Source organism: Pseudomonas sp. P8_229 (genome assembly GCF_034008635.1).
Classification (GTDB): domain Bacteria; phylum Pseudomonadota; class Gammaproteobacteria; order Pseudomonadales; family Pseudomonadaceae; genus Aquipseudomonas.
The window spans coordinates 832328-854735 of the sequence record NZ_CP125378.1 but is presented as its reverse complement, the minus strand read 5'-3'; the positions used below and the strand labels follow the sequence as shown (position 1 = coordinate 854735).

Here is a 22408-nt window from a genome sequence, read left to right as displayed (position 1 = left end):
TGAGCGCAGGCGACAGGCGCCAAGCTGACAAAGTTGTAATCTGCCTGTCAGGTAGCTGCCAGCGCAGGCGGGCTAGAGTTTCCCACAGGCTGAACCTTTTCTTGTTGGAGTATGACTATGTTTTTGCGCAACCCTCTGGCCGTCGCCGCCTGTTTGCTGGCGCTGAGTTCACCTGTCTGGGCCGCGCCCGCGCACACGTATGACTTCGGTCAGCCGGCACCGGCGGCCAAGGCCACCCGCAGCATCGAAGTGGTGCTGAACGACATGTCGTTCGACCCCAAGTCCATTCAGGTCAAGGCCGGTGAGACGGTTCGCTTTGTGCTGGTGAATAAAGGCCAGTTGCTGCATGAATTCAACCTCGGTGACGCGGCGATGCATGCCAGACACCAGCAGGAAATGCTGCAAATGCAGCAAAGTGGCATGCTCACGCCTACCGGGATGAAAGAAATGTCCCACGACATGGCAGGCATGGATCACGCGGCCATGGGCCACGGCATGAAGCACGACGACCCGAACAGCGTGCTGGTCGAGCCAGGCAAAACCGCCGAACTGACCTGGACTTTCAACAAGGCCACCAGCCTGGAGTTCGCCTGCAATATTCCCGGACATTACCAGGCCGGCATGGTCGGCAAACTGACTGTCAGTCAGTAAGCACTCAAAGGCGGGAGCAAAGGCTGGTAGAATCCGCTGATTATTCAGTCAGGTTTCCGCCATGCATCCCGCAGCCGAACATTCGCCGCTGGGCAAATCCAGCGAATACATCGCCACGTACACGCCGTCCCTGCTGTTCCCGATTCCGCGCACCGCGAAGTGGGCCGAACTGGGCCTGACCGCCGACACCCTGCCGTACCAAGGTGTGGATTTCTGGAACTGCTTCGAGCTGTCGTGGCTGCTGCCGTCGGGCAAACCGGTGGTGGCGATTGGTGAGTTCAGTATTCCGGCCGATTCGCCGAACATCATCGAGTCCAAGTCGTTCAAGCTGTACCTGAACTCGCTGAACCAGACACCATTTGCCGACATCGCGAGCCTGGAAGCGACGCTGGTCAAAGACCTGTCCGCCGCTGCCGGCAAACCGGTCGGCGTGCGGGTGCGCAGCCTGAAGGATGTCGAGGCCGAAGGCGTCGTGGCGTTGCCGGGCGTGTGCATCGACGATCTGGACATCCGCGTCAGCAACTATGAGCATCCGCGTCCGGAGCTGCTGCGTTGCGATGATTCGAAAATTGTCGAGGAGAGCGTGCACAGCCATCTGCTCAAATCCAACTGCCCGGTGACCAGTCAGCCGGACTGGGGCAGCGTTGTGGTGGAATATCGCGGCGCGGCGCTGGATCACGCCAGCCTGCTGGAATACATCGTCAGCTTCCGCCAGCACTCGGACTTCCATGAGCAGTGCGTGGAGCGGATCTTCCTTGATCTGCAGCGTCTGCTGAAGCCGGAGAAACTCACGGTGTTTGCGCGCTATGTACGTCGCGGCGGGCTGGACATCAACCCGTATCGCAGTACTGAAGCGGTACAACTGCCGAACCATCGCTTGGTGCGCCAGTAAACAACCCCTGTAGGCGTTCGCCTGCTCGCGATAGCGCACTGACATTCAACATTGATGTCGACTGACACACCGCTATCGCGAGCAGGCTCACTCCTACAAAGGACTGCGTTTCGAATCGCGCCCATGAAAAAGCCCTGCCATCACTGGCAGGGCTTTTTGCATTTCAGCGGGAGGGCGATCAGATACCCATGCTGCCCAGCGCATTGACGATATTGCGCAGGGTGCCGGCGATGGTGGGATGGTCAACCTCAAAGCGTTCAACGGCCAGATTCACGCCGTCGGCAATGTTGGAATCTTTGGTCTTGGTTTCGAGTTCAAGTTCCAGTTCGATCTGCGCCATCAGCGCATGCAGATCCTCACGTTCAGCTTCCGACAGCGGCGGATTCTGCTCCAGTTGCTCGCGCAGGGTGTCGAGTTGTTTTTGCAGTTCTTGGGCGGGCATGGTGTGATTCCTTTTATCAAGAGGCACTGGCATTGACCGCAGCCGCGCGCCAAAGGTCTATGGCTGACCTTTAGATTAATCCACTCTGCTTCAACCTGCATGATCCCGATCAGGGCTTTTCGCCTTTGAGGCGGCGCAGGCTGATGTCGGCCAGACAGGTGTCGAGTTCGCCCAGATGATCGATCACCGAATGCACGCCTAGCCCGAACAGCTGCAGGGTTGCCTTGCCGCGCCGCTGTTCGCGTTCCTTCTGGCTCAGGGCTTGCCACTCGCTCGGCGACAGGCCGCACAACGAACCGCAGGACGCCAGGCCAATGGTCCACAGCCCGGCGTTGAGGCCTGATTGCAGCAATCGAGGCTCACCGCTGACCAGTACGCAGCCGTCCAGACGACTGACGTTCAACCCCATCAGCGCTTGCCAGCAGGCATTCGGCGCCGGCCATGGGTTGATTGTTGCTGAATGTTGCGTCGGTTTGATCCACGCCGGCAGCGCGGCCGACAGCGGTCGCGCGAGGGCAGGGGGCAACTCATCGATCCAGGCGCAGGGGATCTGCTGGCGCTGCAAACTGAGCAAGCTGTCGAGGGCACCGGGTGTGGCGTCGGCGTGCTCGGGCAGCGCGCTAGCGTGTTGCTGGGCGCGGGCACCGAAATCCACCAGGCAACCGCTGAGTCCGAACAGCACGGCGGTCAGACCGGGTGCGGCGACAGGCAAGGCTTCAGCGTGTGTCATGAAAACGTCCCTGAAATAGTCATGAGGTTAGGGGACGCCGGTGACAGTTGGATGACAAGCGTGTGAAGGAGGCTTCAGGAAACGTCCTACACTACTGTTCACGGGTGGACTGCCCAAAATGGCTTTTGCGCTTATACTAGCGGTCTTAACGCTTGGGCCGACGGTGCCCGCGCCAGTAAAAATCCAAGGAGCTTTTCTATGCGCTGGAGCAACCCTCTCGCTCAGCTATGTGTATGTGCCAGCGTCTTGCTGGTTCCGTTCGCCGCCAACGCCGCAACGGAAGAAGATCCTTGGGAAAGCGTCAACCGCCCGATCTTCCAGTTCAACGACTTCGTCGACACCTACGCGCTCAAGCCGATTGCGCAGGGTTATGAATACGTGACGCCGCAGTTCCTCGAAGACGGCATCCACAACATGTTCCGCAACGTCGGTGACGTCACCAACCTGGCGAACAACATTCTGCAGGCCAAACCTGCAGCGGCCGGTGTCGATACCGCGCGTATCATCTTCAACACCACCTTCGGCCTGCTGGGCTTCTTCGACGTCGGCACCAAAATGGGCCTGCATCGCAGCGACGAAGACTTCGGCCAGACCCTCGGCTATTGGGGTGTCAGCAGCGGTCCGTACGTGATGCTGCCGTTGCTCGGCCCAAGCACCCTGCGTGATGCACCGTCGAAATACGTCGACAGCTACACCGGTCCGTACCGCTACATCAACGACATTCCGGTGCGTAACTCGACGTTCGGCCTGAACATCGTCGACACCCGCGCCAGCCTGCTGTCGAGCGAGAAGCTGATCAGCGGCGACAAGTACACCTTCATCCGCAATGCGTACCTGCAGAACCGCGAGTTCAAGGTCAAGGATGGTCAGGTCGAAGACGATTTTTAAGCTCGACCGATAAAAACAAGGCGGCCGATGAGGCCGCCTTTTTTGTGTGCGCTTATTTCATCTTCAAGATGGTCAGGCCGAGCTTCTGGCTGTCGCCTTCCTGGGCCTTGACCCAGACCACCTCGGTGTCCGCTTCCAGCCCGCTCAGCGCCGCATGATCGGAGTCGATACGCACGTTCAAACGGTCGCCGACCGCGAACTGGCGCGGCGCTTCGACCTGCATGCCACTGCTGGAGAGGTCGATGCACACGCCTGACACCTCATCCCCTTCATGAATCAGCACGACATCGGCATCGACCCGCATGCGGATGAAATCGCGCTTTTCGCTGTAGTCCCGACCGGTTTGACTCATGGCTTTGTCCTTCCATTGGGTTACGGTTCGAGCTGTTCTTATAACTCTCGGTGATTTGACAAGTAAAGTCGTCAAGCGACCATCGGCGCATGCTTGAAACGCCCCGCGGATGGGAGTACCGTCTGCGCCTTAGAAGGGCACCTCTGGTGCAATCGTGTTCCGGGCCAATGCTCGAAAGCGGTGCAGCAGAGAGGCTAGAAAGCGAATCCAGTAGTCTGAGCCGGGCCGATGCCCCGCCTGCTACGCCAACCTAATTCTGGCGCCGTTTGCCCACATGCCAAAAACCAGTGCCACGCTGCTGATAATCGATGATGACGAAGTAGTGCGCGCGAGCCTCGCGGCCTATTTGGAAGACAGTGGTTTCAGCGTCCTGCAGGCCAGCAACGGTCAACAGGGTCTTCAGGTATTCGAGCAAGACAAGCCCGACTTGGTCATCTGCGATCTGCGCATGCCGCAGATGGGCGGTCTCGAACTCATCCGTCAGGTCACCGAGCGGTCACCGCAAACGCCGATGATCGTCGTTTCGGGTGCCGGCGTGATGAACGACGCGGTCGAGGCGCTGCGCCTGGGTGCGGCGGACTACCTGATCAAGCCTCTCGAAGATCTGGCCGTGCTCGAGCATTCCGTGCGTCGGGCGCTGGATCGTGCGCGCCTGCTGCTGGAGAACCAGCGCTACCGCGAGAAGCTGGAAAAGGCCAACCGCGAACTCGAAGCCAGCCTGAACCTGCTCCAGGAAGACCAGAACGCCGGTCGCCAGGTGCAGATGAACATGCTGCCGGAAAGCCCGTGGCGCGTGGACGAGTTCCAGTTTGCCCACCAGATCATCCCGTCGTTGTACCTGTCGGGTGATTTTGTCGATTATTTCCGGGTCGATGAGCGCCGGGTGGCGTTCTACCTGGCCGACGTATCGGGCCATGGCGCCTCTTCGGCGTTCGTCACCGTGCTGTTGAAGTTCATGACCACGCGCTTGCTGTTCGAGTCCAAGCGCAACGGCACCTTGCCGGAATTCAAGCCTTCGGAAGTCCTTGGTCATATCAACCGGGGGCTGATCAGTTGTAAGCTGGGCAAACACGTCACAATGGTCGGTGGAGTCATCGACGAGGAGACCGGTTTGTTGACCTATAGCATCGGCGGCCATCTGCCGTTGCCTGTGTTGTACACGCCTGACAGTGTTCGTTACCTCGAAGGCCGCGGTTTACCGGTGGGCCTGTTCAACGAGGCCACCTACGAAGATCACGTGCTTGAGCTGCCACCGACCTTCAGCCTGACGCTGATGTCCGACGGCATTCTGGATCTATTGCCAGAACCTACGCTCAAAGAAAAAGAAGCTGCTTTGCCTCAACGGGTGAAGTCGGCGGGCGGCAGCCTGGATGGTCTGCGGCAAGTGTTTGGATTGGCCACGCTAGGGGAGATGCCGGATGATATCGCCCTGTTGGTGTTGAGCAGGAACCTTCAATGAGTACCGGTAGAATCCAGTTCGCCGAGCAGGACGGCACCTTCGTCCTGAAGTTCGTCGGTGAAGTTCGCCTGACCCTGTGTTCGGCGTTGGATGCGACTATTGAGAAAATCTTCACCGCGTTGAATTTCAACGCGATCGTGATCGATTTGACCGAAACCCGTAGCATCGACAGCACCACTTTGGGCTTGCTGGCCAAGCTGTCGATCCTGTCGCGGCAAAAGGTCGGCCTGCTGCCGACTGTCGTCACCACCCACGAAGACATCACGCGTCTGCTGCAGTCCATGGGCTTCGAGCAGGTGTTCAACATCGTCAACCACCCGGTGCCGTGCCCCGAGTGCCTGGACGACCTGCCGGATCAGGATCAATCCGAAGAAGTGGTGCGGATCAAGGTGCTGGAAGCGCACAAGATCCTCATGGGGCTGAACGATTCCAACCGTGAAGCCTTCCATGACCTGGTGAATGCCCTAGAGCGGCATTGATCCCCTGAGGTGATGTTGTCTGGGCTGGCCCCTTCGCGAGCAAGCCCGCTCCCACATTTGAAATGCATTCCCCCTGTGGGAGCGAGCTTGCTCGCGAAGGCTTCAGTTCAGTCAATGCGCCTCTCAATGCAGAATGAAAAAGGGCGAACCCGTGAAGGTTCGCCCTTTTTGCATTTCAACCGCTCAGATCACAGCTTGGCCTGCAACAGCGCCTCAAGTTTCTCCTGGTCACGGGCAAACTGACGAATGCCCTCAGCCAGTTTCTCGGTGGCCATCGCGTCTTCGTTGGATAACCAGCGGAACTGCGCTTCGTTCAGGCTCAGGCGCGCTTCGCCGGTGTGGCCCGGAGCGAGTTTGCGCTCCAGTTTGCCGGTGTCTGCTGCCAGCTTGTCGATCAGGTCCGGGCTGATGGTCAGGCGGTCGCAACCGGCCAGTTGCTCGATCTGGTTCAGATTGCGGAAGCTGGCGCCCATGACCACGGTCTTGTAGTCATTGGCCTTGTAATAGTTGTAGATGCGCGTGACTGACTGTACGCCTGGATCATCGGCGCCGGTGTAGTCGTTGCCGTTGGCCTTCTTGTACCAGTCGTAGATGCGGCCCACGAACGGCGAGATCAGGAACACCCCGGCGTCGGCGCAAGCAGCAGCCTGCGCGAAGGAGAACAGCAGGGTCAGGTTGGTCTGGATACCTTCTTTCTCGAGGATTTCGGCAGCGCGGATGCCTTCCCAGGTCGAAGCGATCTTGATCAGCACACGGTCACGGCCGATGCCGGCCTTGTCGTAGAGCTCAATCAGGCGATGCGCACGCTTGAGCACGGCGTCCTGGTCGAACGACAGGCGCGCATCCACTTCGGTGGAAATACGGCCCGGGATCACTTTGAGGATTTCCTGGCCCACGGCGACGCCAAAACGGTCGCTGGCCAGGCCCACGTCGCCCTTGCAGTCGCTGACGCACGCGTTCAGCAGCTCGGCGTAGGCCGGAATGGCTGCGGCTTTGAGCAGCAGGGAAGGGTTGGTAGTGGCGTCGACCGGCTTGACCCGGGCGATCGCTTCGAAGTCGCCGGTGTCGGCAACCACGGTGGTCATCTGTTTGAGTTGTTCCAGCTTGGAAGTCATGGGTGTGCTCTGTCCTGTGGGTTTGACGACATTACCCGAGCGCTGACAGCCACTCAAGGGCATCAAGGCGTAACGGGTACCCCGGTGGCAACAACCTGAGTACGGCTGTTTGAAAGGTGGGGCGCGGTATCGATGAATACGATGCCAAAATCGGCCGCAGGTTCAAAGCAACTGACGGCCAGCGCCCCCTGAGCGCATCGATGAGAGTTATTGCTGGCTCAATTGGGTTTTGACTGCGGTTTCCGCCGGTTTCGGCTGGCCGTCGGAAGTCAGCAGGCCGAAATTCTTCTCGCGGTCGTTGCTGCCCGTGTCGCTGTTTTTCCATTCGTAGATCGAGGTCAGCGCAATGTTGCGGGTTTTGATATCGGCGACGAACGCACTGATTTTACTGGCCTGACCCTCTGTCCCGCCGTTGGAACTGAGCGCCGAGATGCCCCATTCGCTGATGACCCCAGGCAGATGGAAGTTCTGCTGGATAAACGCCTGGGCATTGCTGATCTGCGTGCCCGTCATGCCGTACGGATGATAGGAGATCGCGCTGAGGCATTTGGGGTATTGGCTGACGATTCGGTTGAGCGCCACCGTGGATGCCGAGCCGGCCGTCGGCGGCCGGGCGAAGCCAAAGCCGATCACTGGGGGCGTCTGAGGTTTGCCCTGCAGCGTCTTGCACGCTGCGCTCATGAACGGCACGAACGTCGTGTCGAAATTGCCGGTCGGCCAGTAGGTGTCCAGGTCCGGCTCATTCCACAGCTCGATCGCGACCAGTTGCGTGCTGTAGGTCGTTGCCAGGCTGGTCAGCGCGTTGGCGTACGCGACGCCAGCGTTTGCCAGATCATTGGTCGGCAATGGCTTGGTCGCACGCAGGGTCATCAATACTGGCAGGCCTGCGGTGCGGGCCACGGCGAACGCATCGCTGATCTGCTTCTGGTAGGCCGGGCTATTCAGGCTGTCGGTCCAGACACCAAAGCGCACGAAACTGAAGCCGGTGCTTTTGACCTGCTGGGCGTCGGCGGCGGAGAAGGTCTGGACCTTGACCTGAACACCGATGGTTTTATTGGCGGGCAGTGCCGGGAACAGTTCATTGGCGTGACTCTGGCCGGTTGCCGCCAGCAGCAACAGCGTCAGGGTGCCCAGTCGTTTGAAAGGTGCTGATTTCATGTCGGTTCTCCGGTGAGAAGTGACAACGGCGAAAAGTATCTCGTGATAACCGATTCGAAACTAACAATGCCACTAAGTGCGCAAATGTTATTTTTTGTCAGGAAACCAAGGCCTGAAAATCACAGTTATTTTTAGTCCGGTAATTCCGTTTGGGCGACTTTTGGTGCTGTGGTACTTAATACGCTGGTACTAACAGGGCGAATCTATTTCTGAGTGCAGGATGATCTAGTGGGTTCACTAAGAATCGCACTAGATGTTGGCAGAATGATATTACACAGGAAAGTAAACCTTGTTCAGAAATATCCTTGTCGTGTGCGTTGGCAATATTTGCCGAAGTCCGACAGCAGAACTTCTGCTGCGTAACGCGCTGACCTCCTCAACTATCTCGGTAACCTCCGCAGGCCTCGCGGCGCGGGTTGGCGAAGGCATGGAAGCGTCGGCGCGCCAGGTCCTCGAAGACCGCGGTCACAGCGCCGAGGGTTTCACCGCCCGGCAATTGACCGCCGATATCGTCAATCAATCGGACCTGATTCTGGTCATGGAAAAACAACACATGAATCAGGTGCTCAAGATTGCCTCGCACGCCAGAGGCAAAGTGTTCCTCCTTGGCAAGTGGCAGAGCGAACGCGAAATACAGGATCCGTATCGTCAAGGTAAGGCCGCTTTTATTCATGCCCATGCATTGATTGAAGATGCTGTTAGCTCGTGGGCGCAGCGCCTCGGACATTGATGAATATTCTTCAGATCAGTGAATGGTAAGAACAGACTTATGCAGTTACCGTCAGTAATCGCCAACCGTGATAACGATCAGGACAGTATTGATCTTCTCGGCATATTTGGCAGTTTGATCGACCAGAAATGGCTGATTGGTGCATTCACCGGTGCCTTCATGGCCGCCGGCGTTGCCTATGCGGTATTGGCGACGCCGGTGTACCTGGCGAACGCGCTGGTGCAGGTCGAACCGAAAAAGAACGACATGCTCGGGTTTTCCGACCTCAGCAGCATGCTCGGCGGGCAATCGCCGTCGGTGACCGAAATCGGCATCATCAAGTCCCGCGCAGTGATCGGCAAAACCGTCGACGACCTGCGCCTGGACATCGACGTTACCCCCAACACGTTCCCGGTGATCGGCGGTTTTCTTGCGCGGCGTTATCGCGGCGAAACCGAGTTCAGCGTGGCGCCGCCGCGTTTCGGCTTCAACAGCTACGCCTGGGGCGGTGAGCGTCTGGAATTCGCCCGGCTCAATCTGCCCAAGGAACTGTTGGGCAAGAAGCTCACTCTGGTGACGGGCGAACAGCAGCACTTTCAGTTGCTCGATGACAACGGCAACCTGTTGGTCGAGGGCGTTGCGGGCGAAGCCTTCGCGCAGGACGGCGTTGAGGGTTTGATCGAGCGCCTGCAAGCCAATCCTGGCACTCGCTTCGAAGTGGTGCGCAATCCACGGATCGTGACCATTCAGGGTTACCAGGATGCGCTGGATATTTCCGAGCAGGGTAAAGAGTCGGGGATTATCCGTCTGGCGCTGGCCAGCGCCGATGCCGCCGAGGCGGTGAAGATCCTCAACAAGATTGCTGCGCTGTATGTCGACCAGAACGTGCGCCGCACCTCGGCGGAAGCGGCGCAGAGCCTGGCGTTCCTGCAAAGCCAGTTGCCGCAGGTCAAGCGCGATCTGGCCAAGGCCAGCGATGCGCTCAACGCCTACCAGACTCACGGCAAGACCGTGAATATTTCTCTGGAAACCCAGTCGGTGCTCGGCCAGTCGGTCGCGCTCGAAACGCGGATTTCCGAGCTGAAAATGCAGCAGGCCGAGATGGATCGCAAGTTCACCAAGCAGCATCCGGCGTACCGCGCCTTGATGTCGCAGATCGGCGAACTGACCCAGCAGCAGAAGTCGCTGGAAGGCAAGGTTGGCGATCTGCCGGCCACGCAGCAGGAACTGCTGAACCTGACCCGTGATGTGGAAGTGGCTTCGCAGATCTACACGCAGTTGCTGAACAAGTCCCAGGAACTGGACATCGTCCGTGCCGGTGCGGTGGGTAACGTGCGTTTGATCGACGCGGCGGATGTCGACCTGACCAGCCCGGTCAAACCGAAAAAAGCCCTGATCGTGCTGATTGCAACGTTCCTCGGCGCGTTTGTCGGCGTGGCGCTGGTGCTGCTGCGCAAGTCCCTGAGCAAAGGCCTGGAAGGCCCGGAAGCCATCGAACAGCTCGGCCTGCCGGTGTACGCCTCGATTCCCTACAGCGCATTGCAACGCGAAGAGGACACTAAAAAGGGCCGGGTCAAAAGCACCGCAGAGACGCCGGCCTATCTGCTGGCCCTGCGCAATCCGACCGACCTGTCCATCGAGTCGATCCGCAGCCTGCGCACCAGTCTGCATTTCGCGGCACTGGACTCGACCAACAACCGGATCATGATCTCCGGCCCGAGCCCGCAGGTCGGCAAGACGTTCGTTTCGTCCAACCTCGCGGCGGTCATGGCGCAAAGCGGTCAGCGCGTGTTGCTGATCGACGCCGACATGCGCAAGGGCCACCTGCACAAGTCGCTCAACGTACCGATCGCCAATGGCTTGTCGGACCTGCTGGCCAAGCGTTGCAGCATCGAGCAGGCGGTCAACACGGTGGAAATCGACAACCTGCACTTCATCAGCCGTGGGCAGGTTCCACCGAATCCTTCCGAGCTGTTGATGCACGCCAACTTCCGCGACTTGCTGGCTGAACTCAGCGAGCGCTACGACGTGGTGATCATCGACACGCCGCCACTGCTGGCGGTGACCGACGCGGCGATTGTCGGGCGTGAGGCGGGCATCAGCCTGATCGTCACCCGGTTTGCGGTGAACCCGGCCAAAGAGATTGAAATAACCATCCGCCGCTTCGCCCAGAACGGCATCGAGCTCAAGGGCGCGGTGTTCAACGGCGTCGAGAAGCGCGCAGCCAGTTACTACGGCAACGGCAACTACGGTTATTACAACTACGAATACGCGTCCGACAAATCCTGAGTGTCAGTGATTGTCCTTACAGGCAAGGAAGTGGGTGGGTTGTGAAAAAAATACTGCACGTGGCTGAAACGATAAAAGGTGGGGTCGCCACCGTTATCCGCACCATCTCGGCTTCCCCCGAGGGCCAGGACTTGAACTATGAGCTGGTCTATCTGGTGCCGCTCGATCAGAAAAAAGAGCTGCACGGCATCGATGAGCAGCAGATTCGCACGTTCGAACGCAGCGGCCGCGATGTGCGCTCACTGCTGCGTTTTGCCTGGCAACTGACCCGGGTGATGCTCAAGGAAAAACCCGATGTGGTGCATTTGCACAGCACCTTTTCCGGGGTGATCGGCCGTGTTGTCTGCGTGCTCCTGCGGCCGTGGCGCAAACCGAAAATCGTCTATTGTCCGCATGCGTTTTCGTTCCTGATGGAAAGCTCGCCGACCAAGCAAAGGATCTATGCGTGGATCGAGCGGGTCCTGCAGCGGGTCACCGACGTGATCATCTGCGTCAGCCGTTACGAGATGGACAAGGCCGCGCGGTTTGGCATTCAGCGCTCGCGCATGAAGCTGATCTACAACGGCATCCATCAGCGTGACGAGGCGCCGAAGGTCGATAGTCCCGAGCCGATTCATCTGCTGTTCGTCGGCCGTCTCGACTATCAGAAAGGCTTCGACGTGTTGCTCAAGGCCTTCGCCAAGGTGCAGCGCAGCGATCTGAAACTGACGGTGGTCGGCAGTGCGGTCAACGAGGACACGGTCGAGTGCCCGGAAATGGACGCCGTCGAGTACCTGCCGTGGGTCACTCCGGCCGAGGTGCAGGCGCTGTATCAACAGGCCGATGCGCTCATCGTCCCGAGTCGCTGGGAAGGTTTTGCCATGGTGCCGCTCGAAGGCATGGCCATGGGTTTGCCGGTGATCGCCAGCAATTGCACGTCGCTGCCCGAACTGGTCACCCATGAGGTGTCCGGCTATGTCTTCCCCACCGGTGACCACCAGGCGCTGGCCGATGTGCTGGCGCGAATCCAGAAGCCACGGTTGCTCGACCTCGGCAGCGAAGGCCGGAACATCGTGCGCGAACGCTTCAGCGCCGCGCTGATGATCCGCCAGACCTACGACGTGTATTGCGCTCCCACTTATTAAGTAGAACTCAGCTTATGAACGTAACGATTTTGCACGGCTACAGTGCCTCCAACTCCGGTGACGGCCTGCTCGTCGATCTGGCCATCGCGTTGGTGCAGCGCAACTTTGGCGAAGACACCGCGATCAATGTCGTGGCGTCCGATCCGCAGTCTTTCGCCTACTTGCCGCACCCGCGTTTCAACGCACCGGTGATGGCGGCCAAGGGCCTGGGACGGGTCAAACAGGCAGTGTTCCTCAATCAGTCGTATGCCGGTCTGGCGGATCTGTTGCGCAAAACCGATCTGATCGTTGGCGTGGGTGGCGGCTACATGCGCTCCAAAAGCGCCTTCGAACACATCAAGCTGAAACTCGGCCACGCCAAGCAACTGGAAACGGCGATCCTCAGCAAGGTGCCGTCGGTGTACCTGCCGCAAAGCATCGGCCCGTTCCATGGCGAGAGCCGCAAGATCGTCGAGCACTACGCCAGCGCCGACGCGGTGTTCGTGCGCGATAACCGTTCCTCGGCAATGTTCGATGCCTGCGAAAACGTCTACCGCGCGCCGGACCTGGCGGTGCAGTCACTGGCCAGCAAGATCCTCCAGCAACCCAAGTTCACCCGCTGCGCCGCCTCGCCGGCCACTGTCTGCGTGGTACTGCGCAAGCCGCCAGAGTGGAGCAAGGAAAAAAAGGTCGCTTACGTTGCCAACCTTAAGTTGCTGCTGCAGCGCCTGAAGAACAAAAGCAAAGTGGTCTGCGCGGTACAGAGCGCTGTTCGCGGCAACGATGACGGTGCGTTCTATCGCGAGCTGGGCATTACCGAAGACCTGCTGCCTTTGAAGGCCACGATTGCCAAATATCAGCCCGACCTGGTGATCTCGGTGCGTCTGCACGGCGCCATCGAATCGCTGCTGTCCGGTGTTCCGGCGTACCACATCAGTTATGAGCGCAAAGGCTTTGGCGCCTATCAGGACATGGGCGTGGAAGACTGGGTGATCAACGGCGGCGACATCAATGTCGACACCATCATCGACACCGTTTACGCGCCGAACGCACTGGCGAATTTCGGCAAGCGGCTGACCGATACCTGCCGCGAGATCGAGGCAAAGACCGTGGCCATGGACGAGATCATCAAAGGGATCGTTCGATGATATTTCGCCTGCTGCTTCGCGGTGGAGCCTTGGGCGCGAAGTTTTTGCTGGTGTTGGCCATCACCCATTACCTGGGCTACGAAGCGTTGGGGTTTTACGGGGTGGTGGTTGCGGCTTCGCTGATCGCTTCGAAGTTCTACAGCGTCGGTTTCAGTTCCGAGATCAATCGGCTGATCAGTGTCGGCGGCAGCTCGCGGCGGGTGGTCGACAAAGTCCTGCTGCTGTACCTGGCGGTGGGGCTGCTGCTGTCGCTGCTGACGGTGGGGGTTTACTCGTTGTTCCAGCAGGTTGAGGCGAGCACTGCGCTGATCCTCTGCGTGACGCTGGTGCTGCTCACCGAACACCTGTCGTTCGAGATCAACTCGTTCGTGTTTTCCGCGCAGAAAGCCACGGCGGGCGCGTTGCTGTTTTTCATCAAGACCGGCCTCTGGGCACTGCTGGCGGTGGGCGGGATGATGCTCGACTGGGTGTCGGGCATCGCCAGTGTGCTGTGGCTGTGGGTGGCCGCGAACGTATTGGTGATCATCGCCGGTTACCTGATCGTGGTGAATGTGCACAAGGGCCGGGTCAGCGAGACACTGACGACGGCGACCGTGTGGAAGGCCGGGCTACCGTTCTATTTCGGCACCGGGTTGATCGCGTTGAGTCAGTACGCCGAGCGCTTTCTGATCGCCGACCTCGAGCCCTACGCCAGCCTCGGTAAATACGTGTACGCGTGGTCGGCGGCGAACACCTTGCAGGCGTTGTCTTACGCGGTGGTGGCGGTGGTCGGCATTCCAGTGCTGGCCAAGCGTTTTCAGGCTGATCAACAGGCTTTCACGCTCAAGCAGTTGTTCGTCAACAAATGGGTGATGCGTTCGCTAGTGGTGTCGGCGGCGGTGGCGGTGCTGATTTATCTGTTCTTCAACGTGGTGCTCGATTACGTCGCCACCAGCGTGCCGCGTCCGGACAACGCGATCCTCGGCGTGCTGATCTTTTCCTTTGCCCTGCGGGCCATCGGCGACATTGTCTGGGGCGGTCTGATCGCTTCGAAAAACAGTCGAGTGTCATTCGCCAGCGCGGCGATCTGCCTGCTGGTGTCGGTGCCGGTCAGCTATCTGCTGATCAAGCACTATTCGATTTATGGCGCGGCGTGGGGCAATGTCTTCGCGATCGTCGTGCAGCTCGGCGTGATCGCTCTGTTGACCCGGGCGACCCGCGCAAAAGGGGCGCTGGCATGGGGTTGAAGTTGCCGTGCATCGAGTTTCGCGGACGCAGACTCGATTCCTCGCTGTCGTTCCTGATTCTGTTCACCGGGTTGTTTCTGTCCGTGGCGATGCCGCTGTTGATCCCGCGTGATCCGGGCCCGGATGCGATGACGTTGTGGTCGTCCTACGCGCGCGCCGACAACTGTAATTTCTGGAACCCGTTCTCGCCGGACCGCTCTTCCTACGAGTGTTCGGCGTTCCTGCTGCGGCCCACCGGGATCAACCTGACCAACGCCTGGGCCTACGGGATGTTCTGCAATTTCTTCCTCACGGCGATTCCGGTGGTGGTGTTCCGGCGCATGCCGCTGGCGATCTTCGGCACCCTGTGCCTGTGGGGCGTGGTGCGTTCGTTCTTTCTGGAAAACCTGACCAAGGAAATCATTGTGTCGGTGGCGGTGTTGAGCATTTTGTTCAGCTCGCTGTCGCGTAAATATCGCGGCGGTTTTTTCCTCTCGGCGGTGATCTACGGCGTGCTGATCCGGCCTTACTGGATTCTGTTTTCGCTGTCCTGGGTCGGCGTTTGCATGATGAAAAAGTACGTGTCGCGCTTCACCTTCTTCCTGATGCTGTTCCTGTTTTACCTGGCGGTGGCCATGGCGATTCAGTTGGCGCTGGGGTTTCCAGTGTCGTCGATCCGCGCCAGCAACAACGAGTTGCGCACGGCGGGCGAGGAGGGCTCGAAATCGCTGATTGTCTCGTGGCTCACCGGCAGTGATTTCGTCTCGCAGGCACTGGACTCGATGATCATCTTCTTCCGGTTGTCGTTTCCGGTGGAGCTGATTCTGTTGTCGGGGCCCGGTCAGGTGATCTTTGTTGCGCTGATGATCATGACCGCGCTGCTGCTGTTCAAAGTCATCACCTCCACCGATTACAAAGGCGCGCCGATCGAGACCAAACCCAAGGAACTGATCGCGATTCCGCTGGCGTTTCTGCTGGTTCAAGGTTTGTTCGAGCCGGACTTCGGCTCCTTCGCCCGGCACTTTTCCATGGTGGTGCCGGTGCTGTTTGTCGGGCTGGGCCTGATGTTGCGCGCGAACAAACCGGTGCGGGTTGAATCAAGAGTTCTGAATTGAGGCAGGTGCTGTATGTCGAGCAAGAAAAAGTCCCTGGAGATCGAAACCCTGCGCGGCCTGGCGTGCCTGCTGCTGGTGCTCTATCACGTCATCGGCCCGTTGGGCGGAGGGCTGAAAATCGATATCGGCTCGCCGTTCCGGGTCATCGCCGACTCCATGGTGTACGTGCGCATGCCGCTGTTCACCTTCATTTCCGGCTACATCTATTCGATCTACAAAATTCGCGGCAATGACTTTTCCGCGTTTTTCAGTGGCAAGGTGCGGCGGCTGATCGTGCCGCTGTTTTGCGTCGGCGTGCCGTTCTCGGTGTTGCAGGCGGTGGGGCCGGGCGTGAACAAGGACGTCGGGGTGATCGATGCGCTGTTGTCGTTCTGGGTGCCGGTCAACCACTTCTGGTTCTTGCAGGCGGTGTTCATCATTTTCATGTTCGTCGGTCTGCTGGAATGGCGCGGGATGCTGCGCTCGATGACGCGCTTGTATGTGCTGTTCGCGTTCGCGGCGGCGGTGTTTCTGCTGCCGCCGTTCAAGCTCGATGCGTTCGGCATCAATGGCGCGATTTACCTGCTGCCGTTTTTCGTGGCCGGGATGATCGGGCAGGAAAATGTCGAGGCGTTGAAGCAACGGTTCAAGGTGATCGGGCCGCTGGTGTTTGTGCTGATTTCGTTGACGTTGCTGTACGTGGCGGCGATTGATCGCGAGTTGATTGTCGATCGCCGCAGTCTGATCGGGTTGAGCGTGGGGTGTGTGTCCTGCATCGCTTTGCTGTCGAGTGACATGCGCTCGAAGTGGTTGACCTGGCTGGGCGGGTACTCTTACGCGATCTTTCTGTTCCATGTGCTGTTCGCGGCGACTTCGCGATTTGTCATGGGGCGGTTGGGTGTGAAAGACGAAAGCATTCTGGTGCTCGGCGGACTGCTGTCTGGCCTGTTGGGGCCGGTGGTGCTGTCGATGATTTTCAGTCGCTTCAATGTTACTTCGGTGCTGTTTCTGGGAGAGCGTGCGGCGAAGAAAAAACCGGCGACGAGCATTGCTCCGGTGGTGCAGACCCATAGCTGAAAGCTTCGCGAGCAAGCCTGCTCCCACAAGGATCGGGTGATTGCCACAAATCCAGTCCTCTGATTCCAGATTGAAGGAAATAAAACATGTTGGCAGTGGATGACGCTCAACCCGTTGCGGCGTCGGTGGTTGAGGTGGGCGATGCCCGCGAACGTTTTGCACAGTGGCGCGAAGGCAAGGCCGGGAGGGTTCTGTCGGTCTCGGTGATCGGCGACAGCTACAGCGCCGGGCAGGATTTCTACCTGAACAAACTGGTGCAGCGCGTGGCTGGGGAGGTCGGTTTTGCCGGTCCCGGTCATGTCGGCTTCAACCATGGCGCGGCGCTGGGCGGCACGCATTTCAAATACACCCGCAGCAGTGAGAAGTACTTCGGCGGTGGCTGGCAGGTGTCCGGCCTCGGTCAGGCCAGCCCCGACAGCCGCACGGTCACCGGCAAACCCGGTGCCTGGCTTCAGATCGACGCCCGTCCGACACCGACGATCAACACCGTCGTCACCCAAGCGAAATTGCTCTACCTGGGCAACGGCGAGTCCGCAGAGCTGCGCTACCGCTGGACGCCCTCGGAAGACTGGAAACCGCTGAAACTTGAAGGCTCGGGCGTTCAGCAAGTGCCGCTTGCAGGTCTCTCGTCAGCGGCAGACTGGTCGTTCAAACTGGAAGTCGTGAAGGGCGCGCCGACGTTGTTTGGCCTGTGGATGAGCAACGATCAAAACGGCGTGCGCGTATCAAAACTGGCGGCATCGGGCGCGGCATCGGCGGACTTCTATCACCAGGATCCGCAATGGCAGGCGCAGTGGAAAGCCGCCGTGTCGACGATCCCCGCCGACATTTACCTGATCATGCTCGGCGGCAACGACCAGGGCTTCGGCGTCAAACCCGAACAGTATCTGCAGAACGTTCAGGGTCTGGTGGCGATGATCCGCGAGATTCAACCGGCGGCGAGCATCAACCTGATCATGCGTCAGGACACCACGCGCTCCAGCGCCTATCCGATGTCAGCGTACGCACAGGTCTTGCAGCCGTGGGCGCATGAGCAGCATCTGGGTTTCGCCAATCTGCAATGCGCCTTTGGGCCTGACGTCAAACGGTATGCCGCCGCGATGATCGGCCCGGACAAGATTCATCCGCAGCCGGCCACGGGCGGGAAGGTGATTGCCGATTATTTCTATGGCTGGATCACCGGCACCAAGGATCGTTGCGACGTGTCGCCACGATGATCGTTCCCCACGCTCTGCGTGAGGTCGATCAGGTGTCCTGCTGAAAAGCGTCGACTTGACTCAGCAACTCCGCGAGCTTCTGCGGCATCAGTTGCGTGGCACAACGAGTCTCGACATTGATGATGATCGCCGGTTCGTTGCAGCACAGGCGCACGCGGAAGCGCCAGTCGCTGAAGATCACTTTCAGGCCGTCACGGTCGTCCATTTCCAGCGCCTGCTCGGCATAGCTTTTTTTCAGGTGAGCGAGCAGGGGATAGGGATCCGCCAGCGTCCGCCGAATGTCGCCGGACGCGGGGAACATGCCGATACGCTCCACCAGCAGAATGCTCCCCAGCCAGGACTCGTTGGCGCTGGGCAACGGCTGATGGCGTGACAGCCAGTTCACCACCCCGAGGTTGCCCACCTCCCGCTCAATGTCCGCTGAATGTTGTGCCATGTTCATGCTGGTCTCCTGAAAGAGAAGTGGGCGGGGAACCGTCTCAGCGGCCCTTGAGGTACACGTTGTCGTAGCAGAAATTGGTCGCCTGCAAGTAACCCTCGGCGTCGCCGCAGTCGAAGCGCAGGCCCTTGAACTTGTAGGCCAGCACGCAACCGTTTTGCGCCTGTTTCATCAGTGCGTCGGTGATCTGGATCTCCCCACCCTTGCCAGGTTCAGTGTCGGCGATCAGGTCGAAGATGTCCGGGGTCAGGATGTAGCGCCCGATAATTGCCAGGTTCGATGGGGCGTCTTGCGGCGCCGGTTTTTCCACCATGTGGTTGACCCGGTAGATGCCGTCGGAAATCAGCTCGCCGGCGATGACTCCGTACTTGTGGGTCTGGTCGGCCGGGACTTCCTGGATGGCGACGATCGAGCAGCGGAATTTCTTGTACAGCTGGATCATCTGCGTGAGCACGCCGTCACCTTCCAGGTTCAGGCACAGGTCATCGGCCAGCACCACGGCGAAGGGTTCGTCGCCGATCAGCGGACGGCCGCTGAGAATCGCGTGGCCCAGACCCTTCATTTCCACCTGACGGGTGTAGGAGAAGGTGCAGGTGTCGATCAGCTCGCGGGTGCCGGCGAGAAATTTCTCTTTCTCGGTACCACGGATCTGGTGTTCGAGTTCGTAGCTGATGTCGAAGTGGTCTTCCAGCGCACGCTTGCCCCGACCGGTGACGATGGCCATGTGTTGCAGGCCGGCGTCCCGTGCTTCTTCGACGGCGTATTCGATCAACGGCTTGTTGACGATCGGCAGCATTTCTTTGGGCATGGCTTTGGTGGCCGGCAAGAAACGCGTGCCGTAACCGGCGGCGGGGAACAAACATTTACGAATCATAAAAGTATCCTGAACAGTCATGGAGCACAGCCAACGGGTGCGCGCACTAACGAAGGTGTGCAAGTTTCAATGAATATTGAAAGACTGCTTTAATACCTGAGTCGGGTAGTTAATGGCAATTAGCAGGCGCGGTAAAACATGACAATGTTATGAGATGTCGGTGACAGTCTTGTTAGTTATTTTTAGTCGGTATCTGTTGATAGTGACGAGTGTACTTGGGGTGCTAATAAGTACCGGGCAATACAGTTTGACCTGCAAAAATACTTATTGCCAGTGGTTGAACTGATTTTGTTTGAGGTTGTTGTCGTCCCTGATTGTGCGGTGCGCCACAGAATCAATAAAAGGGACTTGACACGCTACTTGTCACTTATTCAATGACGGACCGCGCTATGAAGATTCTGGTAACGGGTGGTGCCGGCTATATCGGCTCGCACACCACACTTGCGCTGCTTGAAGCAGGTTATGAAGTTGTTGTACTGGATAATCTTTGCAACAGCAGCGATGCGGCACTGCACGCGGTGGAAGGTATTTGCGGCAAAAGTGCGTTGATGATTCGCGGCGATGTCTGCGACCGGGCGTTGCTGGACCGGATTTTTCGCGAACACCCCATCGACGCCGTCCTGCATTTCGCCGGGCTCAAGGCCGTCGGCGAGAGCGTGCGCAAGCCGCTGGAGTACTACGAGAACAACGTCGGTGGCAGCGTTACGCTGTGCCAGGCGATGGCCGCGGCAGGGGTATTCCGCCTGGTGTTCAGCTCGTCGGCCACGGTGTATGGCGAGCCCGAGCAGATGCCGATCCGCGAGGATTTCCCCACCGGCACCCCAACCAACCCTTACGGCCAATCCAAGCTGATCGTCGAGAACGTGCTGCGCGACCTGAGTCAGGCCGAGCCGCGCTGGAGTATCGCCTTGCTGCGCTACTTCAACCCGATCGGCGCCCACCACAGCGGGCACATGGGCGAAGACCCCAGCGGCATTCCCAACAACCTGCTGCCTTATATCAGCCAGGTGGCGGTCGGCAGCCTGCAGGAGTTGTCGATCTTCGGCGACGATTACCCGACGATCGACGGCACCGGCGTGCGCGATTACATCCATGTCGTCGACCTCGCCGACGGCCACCTGAAGGCGTTGCAGTCGATTGCCGGACGCCCGGGCATTCACACCTGGAACCTCGGGACCGGCGACGGTTACAGCGTGATGCAAGTGCTGCATGCCTTCGAACAGGCCAGCGGGAGACCGGTGCCATACCGGGTCATGCCGCGTCGCAGCGGGGATATTGCCGAGAGCTGGGCCGACGCCTCGAAAGCGGCCAAAGAGCTCGGCTGGAAAGCCACGCGCAATTTGCAGGACATGGTCACCGATACCTGGCGCTGGCAATCGAACCATCCGCGCGGTTATCTCGAATGATGTCGTTCTAATACTGAACGTTAGTTTCGGTCAGCTGTTAGATATCGTCGGGAAAATACGCTGGAAATGCCTTTTGCAAGTCCGTAGATATAAACCTGCCGTTCGACTTTTATCAGTTGCGTAAGACTGTGAAAGAACGACGGATCTTGTTCGCGCTTTTCGCGGACTTGAACGCTACCACCTCTAACACAGGCCGGTTTTTAACAGGCCGACTGTTAGAAAGGAGTTGATATGAAAAAAGTGATGGCGATTGCCCTGTTGACGATGTTGACCAACTGGGCGTCCGCCGCTGAAGCGCCGCTTACTGCGGTAACCAATGTATCTGGCAGTGTCGCGGCTTCTACAGCGCCTGCTGCCAGTACGGCAATGGTTGCCAGTGCAGTCGCAGCGTCCAACAGCGGCGGAAGTGCCAACGGCGGTACCACTGGCACCACCGGTACTACCGGCACCACCGGCACGCACAACTAACAGGAACATTTGTTAGTGCAGTACAGGGTCGCCCGACGCCAGTCGGGTGACTTTATTTTTAGATTTGCCTTGAATAGCGTAGTGCCATTATGACTCGTAGTTTTTCTCTCTTGATGTTGGCAAGTTTCGCTTTGCAAGGTTGCATGTTTTCCCCCGGTCAGTACCTGAGCACCAGTGACATCACGCGCCAGGGCGCCAGCGAAAGCAGTCGGGTCGAGCTGATCCCGATCACGCCCAAGCTGATCTCGATGACGCGCGCCACGCAAAAGCGTGAGTCGGTGCCGGCGGAACTGCTGGCAACGCCTGCCGAATACCACATCGGCAGCAACGACGTGCTGTACATCACGGTGTGGGATCACCCGGAGCTGACCGCGCCATCGGGGGCACAACAGCAGATCGACGCCAACGGTCGTCTGGTGCGCTCCGATGGCACGCTGTACTACCCGTTCATCAAGGAAGTGCAGGCGGCCGGCAAAACCATCCAGCAACTGCGCGCGGACATCGAAACACGACTGTCGGCGTTCATCGCCGAGCCGCAAGTGGATGTTGCGGTGCTGCGTTTCGCCAGTCAGAAAGTGGTGGTCTCGGGCGCTGTGGCCAAGGCCGGTCCGCAGCCGATTTCGACCAACCCGTTGAGCGTGGTCGAGGCCCTCGGCTCTGCCGGCATCGACACCAACAATGCCGATTTGTCCGGCCTGCTGCTGACCCGCAATGGTCGGGTGTATCCGCTCAATCTCGACGCGCTCAATCAGCATGATTCCGAGTTGCAGAACGTCTACCTCAAGGGCGGTGATCAGTTGTATCTGCCGTACAACGACAACAAACGCATTTACGTCATGGGCGAAGTCAATCAGCCCCGTGCGCTGAGCTTCAAGACTGCGACGATGAACCTGTCCGATGTACTCGGTTCGGTCGGCGGCCTGAGTCAGACCACCTCCAACGGCAACGCGGTGTACGTCATTCGCGGGGTGGAAAACCTCGATGTCGAGCCGGCGAAGATCTATCAGCTGGAAGCCGAATCGCCAACGGCCATGGCGCTCGCTTCGCACTTCCAGGTACGTCCCCAGGACGTGGTGTATGTCGGGCCTGCCAACGTGACACGCTGGAACCGCCTGATCAGCCAGTTGGTGCCATCGGCATCGATTGTCGGCACCGGCGCTTCCGCTGCGAAGAACTGGAGCGAATTCAGCAACAACAACGCCAAATAAGGCCT

The 22408-nt window shown here is 59.0% G+C and carries 23 protein-coding genes; 16 read left to right on the top strand and 7 right to left on the bottom strand.

Annotation, left to right across the window (positions count from 1 at the left end):
• Window positions 1-117 precede the first annotated feature (117 nt).
• Both QMK55_RS03785 and queF read left to right on the top strand, forming a co-directional pair.
• A complete protein-coding gene (locus QMK55_RS03785; RefSeq protein ID WP_320328692.1) occupies window positions 118-651 on the top strand; it encodes a cupredoxin family protein in 534 nt (177 codons plus the stop codon).
• A gap of 61 nt (window positions 652-712) precedes the next feature.
• Window positions 713-1543 (top strand): NADPH-dependent 7-cyano-7-deazaguanine reductase QueF, encoded by an 831-nt coding sequence (gene queF, locus QMK55_RS03780; protein WP_102356344.1) that lies wholly within the window; start codon window positions 713-715, stop codon window positions 1541-1543.
• A gap of 178 nt (window positions 1544-1721) precedes the next feature.
• Here the strand turns inward: queF and QMK55_RS03775 are convergent, their stop codons facing one another.
• Complete coding sequence (locus tag QMK55_RS03775; RefSeq protein ID WP_102356342.1) at window positions 1722-1985, bottom strand: DUF4404 family protein; 264 nt, start codon at window positions 1983-1985, stop codon at window positions 1722-1724.
• 109 nt (window positions 1986-2094) lie between these two features.
• Window positions 2095-2715 carry an HAD family phosphatase gene (locus QMK55_RS03770; protein ID WP_320328691.1) on the bottom strand — a complete coding sequence of 207 codons (621 nt, stop codon included), beginning with the start codon at window positions 2713-2715 and terminating at the stop codon, window positions 2095-2097.
• Window positions 2716-2913: 198 nt separating this feature from the next.
• Here QMK55_RS03770 and QMK55_RS03765 point away from each other — a divergent pair, with 198 nt between their 5' ends.
• Window positions 2914-3603 (top strand): VacJ family lipoprotein, encoded by a 690-nt coding sequence (locus QMK55_RS03765; protein WP_102356340.1) that lies wholly within the window; start codon window positions 2914-2916, stop codon window positions 3601-3603.
• Window positions 3604-3655: 52 nt separating this feature from the next.
• Here the strand turns inward: QMK55_RS03765 and QMK55_RS03760 are convergent, their stop codons facing one another.
• The gene (locus QMK55_RS03760; RefSeq protein ID WP_102356339.1) at window positions 3656-3955 is read right to left on the bottom strand and encodes a PilZ domain-containing protein; all 300 of its coding nucleotides are present in this window, start codon (window positions 3953-3955) and stop codon (window positions 3656-3658) included.
• A gap of 274 nt (window positions 3956-4229) precedes the next feature.
• Between QMK55_RS03760 and rssB the strand changes: the two genes are divergently transcribed.
• Together rssB and rssC are read left to right on the top strand one after the other, a co-directional pair.
• Entirely contained in the window at window positions 4230-5414 is a 1185-nt protein-coding gene (gene rssB / locus QMK55_RS03755) for a two-component system response regulator RssB (protein ID WP_083368392.1), read from the top strand.
• Window positions 5411-5893, top strand: a complete 483-nt coding sequence (rssC, locus tag QMK55_RS03750) for an anti-sigma factor antagonist RssC (protein ID WP_003226553.1) — start codon at window positions 5411-5413, stop codon at window positions 5891-5893. Before rssB ends, rssC begins: the two co-directional genes overlap by 4 nt.
• 188 nt (window positions 5894-6081) lie before the next feature.
• On the opposite strand, the gene tal is transcribed toward rssC, so the two are convergent.
• The gene (gene tal, locus QMK55_RS03745; protein ID WP_102356338.1) at window positions 6082-7008 is read right to left on the bottom strand and encodes a transaldolase; all 927 of its coding nucleotides are present in this window, start codon (window positions 7006-7008) and stop codon (window positions 6082-6084) included.
• Window positions 7009-7215: 207 nt separating this feature from the next.
• Entirely contained in the window at window positions 7216-8166 is a 951-nt protein-coding gene (locus tag QMK55_RS03740; RefSeq protein WP_102356337.1) for a glycosyl hydrolase family 5, read from the bottom strand.
• A 289-nt stretch (window positions 8167-8455) separates the two neighbouring features.
• On the opposite strand from QMK55_RS03740, the gene QMK55_RS03735 reads away from it, so the two are divergent.
• From QMK55_RS03735 to QMK55_RS03700, 8 genes are all read left to right on the top strand, one after another.
• Window positions 8456-8896, top strand: a complete 441-nt coding sequence (locus QMK55_RS03735) for a low molecular weight protein-tyrosine-phosphatase (RefSeq protein WP_102356336.1) — start codon at window positions 8456-8458, stop codon at window positions 8894-8896.
• Window positions 8897-8935: 39 nt separating this feature from the next.
• Window positions 8936-11164 (top strand): polysaccharide biosynthesis tyrosine autokinase, encoded by a 2229-nt coding sequence (locus QMK55_RS03730; protein ID WP_102356335.1) that lies wholly within the window; start codon window positions 8936-8938, stop codon window positions 11162-11164.
• A gap of 41 nt (window positions 11165-11205) precedes the next feature.
• Window positions 11206-12288: a glycosyltransferase gene (locus QMK55_RS03725; protein ID WP_102356334.1), complete on the top strand. Its 1083-nt coding sequence runs from the start codon at window positions 11206-11208 to the stop codon at window positions 12286-12288.
• Between the two features lie 14 nt (window positions 12289-12302).
• Window positions 12303-13415, top strand: a complete 1113-nt coding sequence (locus QMK55_RS03720; RefSeq protein ID WP_102356333.1) for a polysaccharide pyruvyl transferase family protein — start codon at window positions 12303-12305, stop codon at window positions 13413-13415.
• Window positions 13412-14641, top strand: coding sequence for a polysaccharide biosynthesis C-terminal domain-containing protein (locus QMK55_RS03715; protein WP_320328690.1), 1230 nt, complete (start codon window positions 13412-13414; stop codon window positions 14639-14641). Before QMK55_RS03720 ends, QMK55_RS03715 begins: the two co-directional genes overlap by 4 nt.
• Window positions 14632-15735, top strand: a complete 1104-nt coding sequence (locus QMK55_RS03710; protein WP_102356331.1) for a hypothetical protein — start codon at window positions 14632-14634, stop codon at window positions 15733-15735. Before QMK55_RS03715 ends, QMK55_RS03710 begins: the two co-directional genes overlap by 10 nt.
• A gap of 12 nt (window positions 15736-15747) precedes the next feature.
• On the top strand, window positions 15748-16791 hold the full coding sequence (locus QMK55_RS03705; RefSeq protein WP_320328689.1) for an acyltransferase: 1044 nt from the start codon (window positions 15748-15750) through the stop codon (window positions 16789-16791).
• An 86-nt stretch (window positions 16792-16877) separates the two neighbouring features.
• Window positions 16878-18008, top strand: a complete 1131-nt coding sequence (locus QMK55_RS03700) for an SGNH/GDSL hydrolase family protein (RefSeq protein WP_102356329.1) — start codon at window positions 16878-16880, stop codon at window positions 18006-18008.
• Window positions 18009-18036: 28 nt separating this feature from the next.
• Here QMK55_RS03700 and QMK55_RS03695 read toward each other — a convergent pair whose 3' ends face one another.
• Together QMK55_RS03695 and galU are read right to left on the bottom strand one after the other, a co-directional pair.
• On the bottom strand, window positions 18037-18450 hold the full coding sequence (locus QMK55_RS03695; protein ID WP_102356328.1) for a mannose-1-phosphate guanylyltransferase: 414 nt from the start codon (window positions 18448-18450) through the stop codon (window positions 18037-18039).
• Between the two features lie 37 nt (window positions 18451-18487).
• Complete coding sequence (gene galU / locus QMK55_RS03690; protein WP_102356327.1) at window positions 18488-19321, bottom strand: UTP--glucose-1-phosphate uridylyltransferase GalU; 834 nt, start codon at window positions 19319-19321, stop codon at window positions 18488-18490.
• Window positions 19322-19710: 389 nt separating this feature from the next.
• Between galU and galE the strand changes: the two genes are divergently transcribed.
• The 3 genes from galE to QMK55_RS03675 all read left to right on the top strand — a co-directional run bounded on the left by galE (window position 19711) and on the right by QMK55_RS03675 (window position 22403).
• Complete coding sequence (gene galE, locus QMK55_RS03685; RefSeq protein ID WP_102356326.1) at window positions 19711-20727, top strand: UDP-glucose 4-epimerase GalE; 1017 nt, start codon at window positions 19711-19713, stop codon at window positions 20725-20727.
• A gap of 231 nt (window positions 20728-20958) precedes the next feature.
• A complete protein-coding gene (locus QMK55_RS03680; protein WP_102356325.1) occupies window positions 20959-21195 on the top strand; it encodes a hypothetical protein in 237 nt (78 codons plus the stop codon).
• Between the two features lie 143 nt (window positions 21196-21338).
• A complete protein-coding gene (locus QMK55_RS03675; protein WP_102356324.1) occupies window positions 21339-22403 on the top strand; it encodes a polysaccharide biosynthesis/export family protein in 1065 nt (354 codons plus the stop codon).
• Window positions 22404-22408 lie beyond the last annotated feature (5 nt).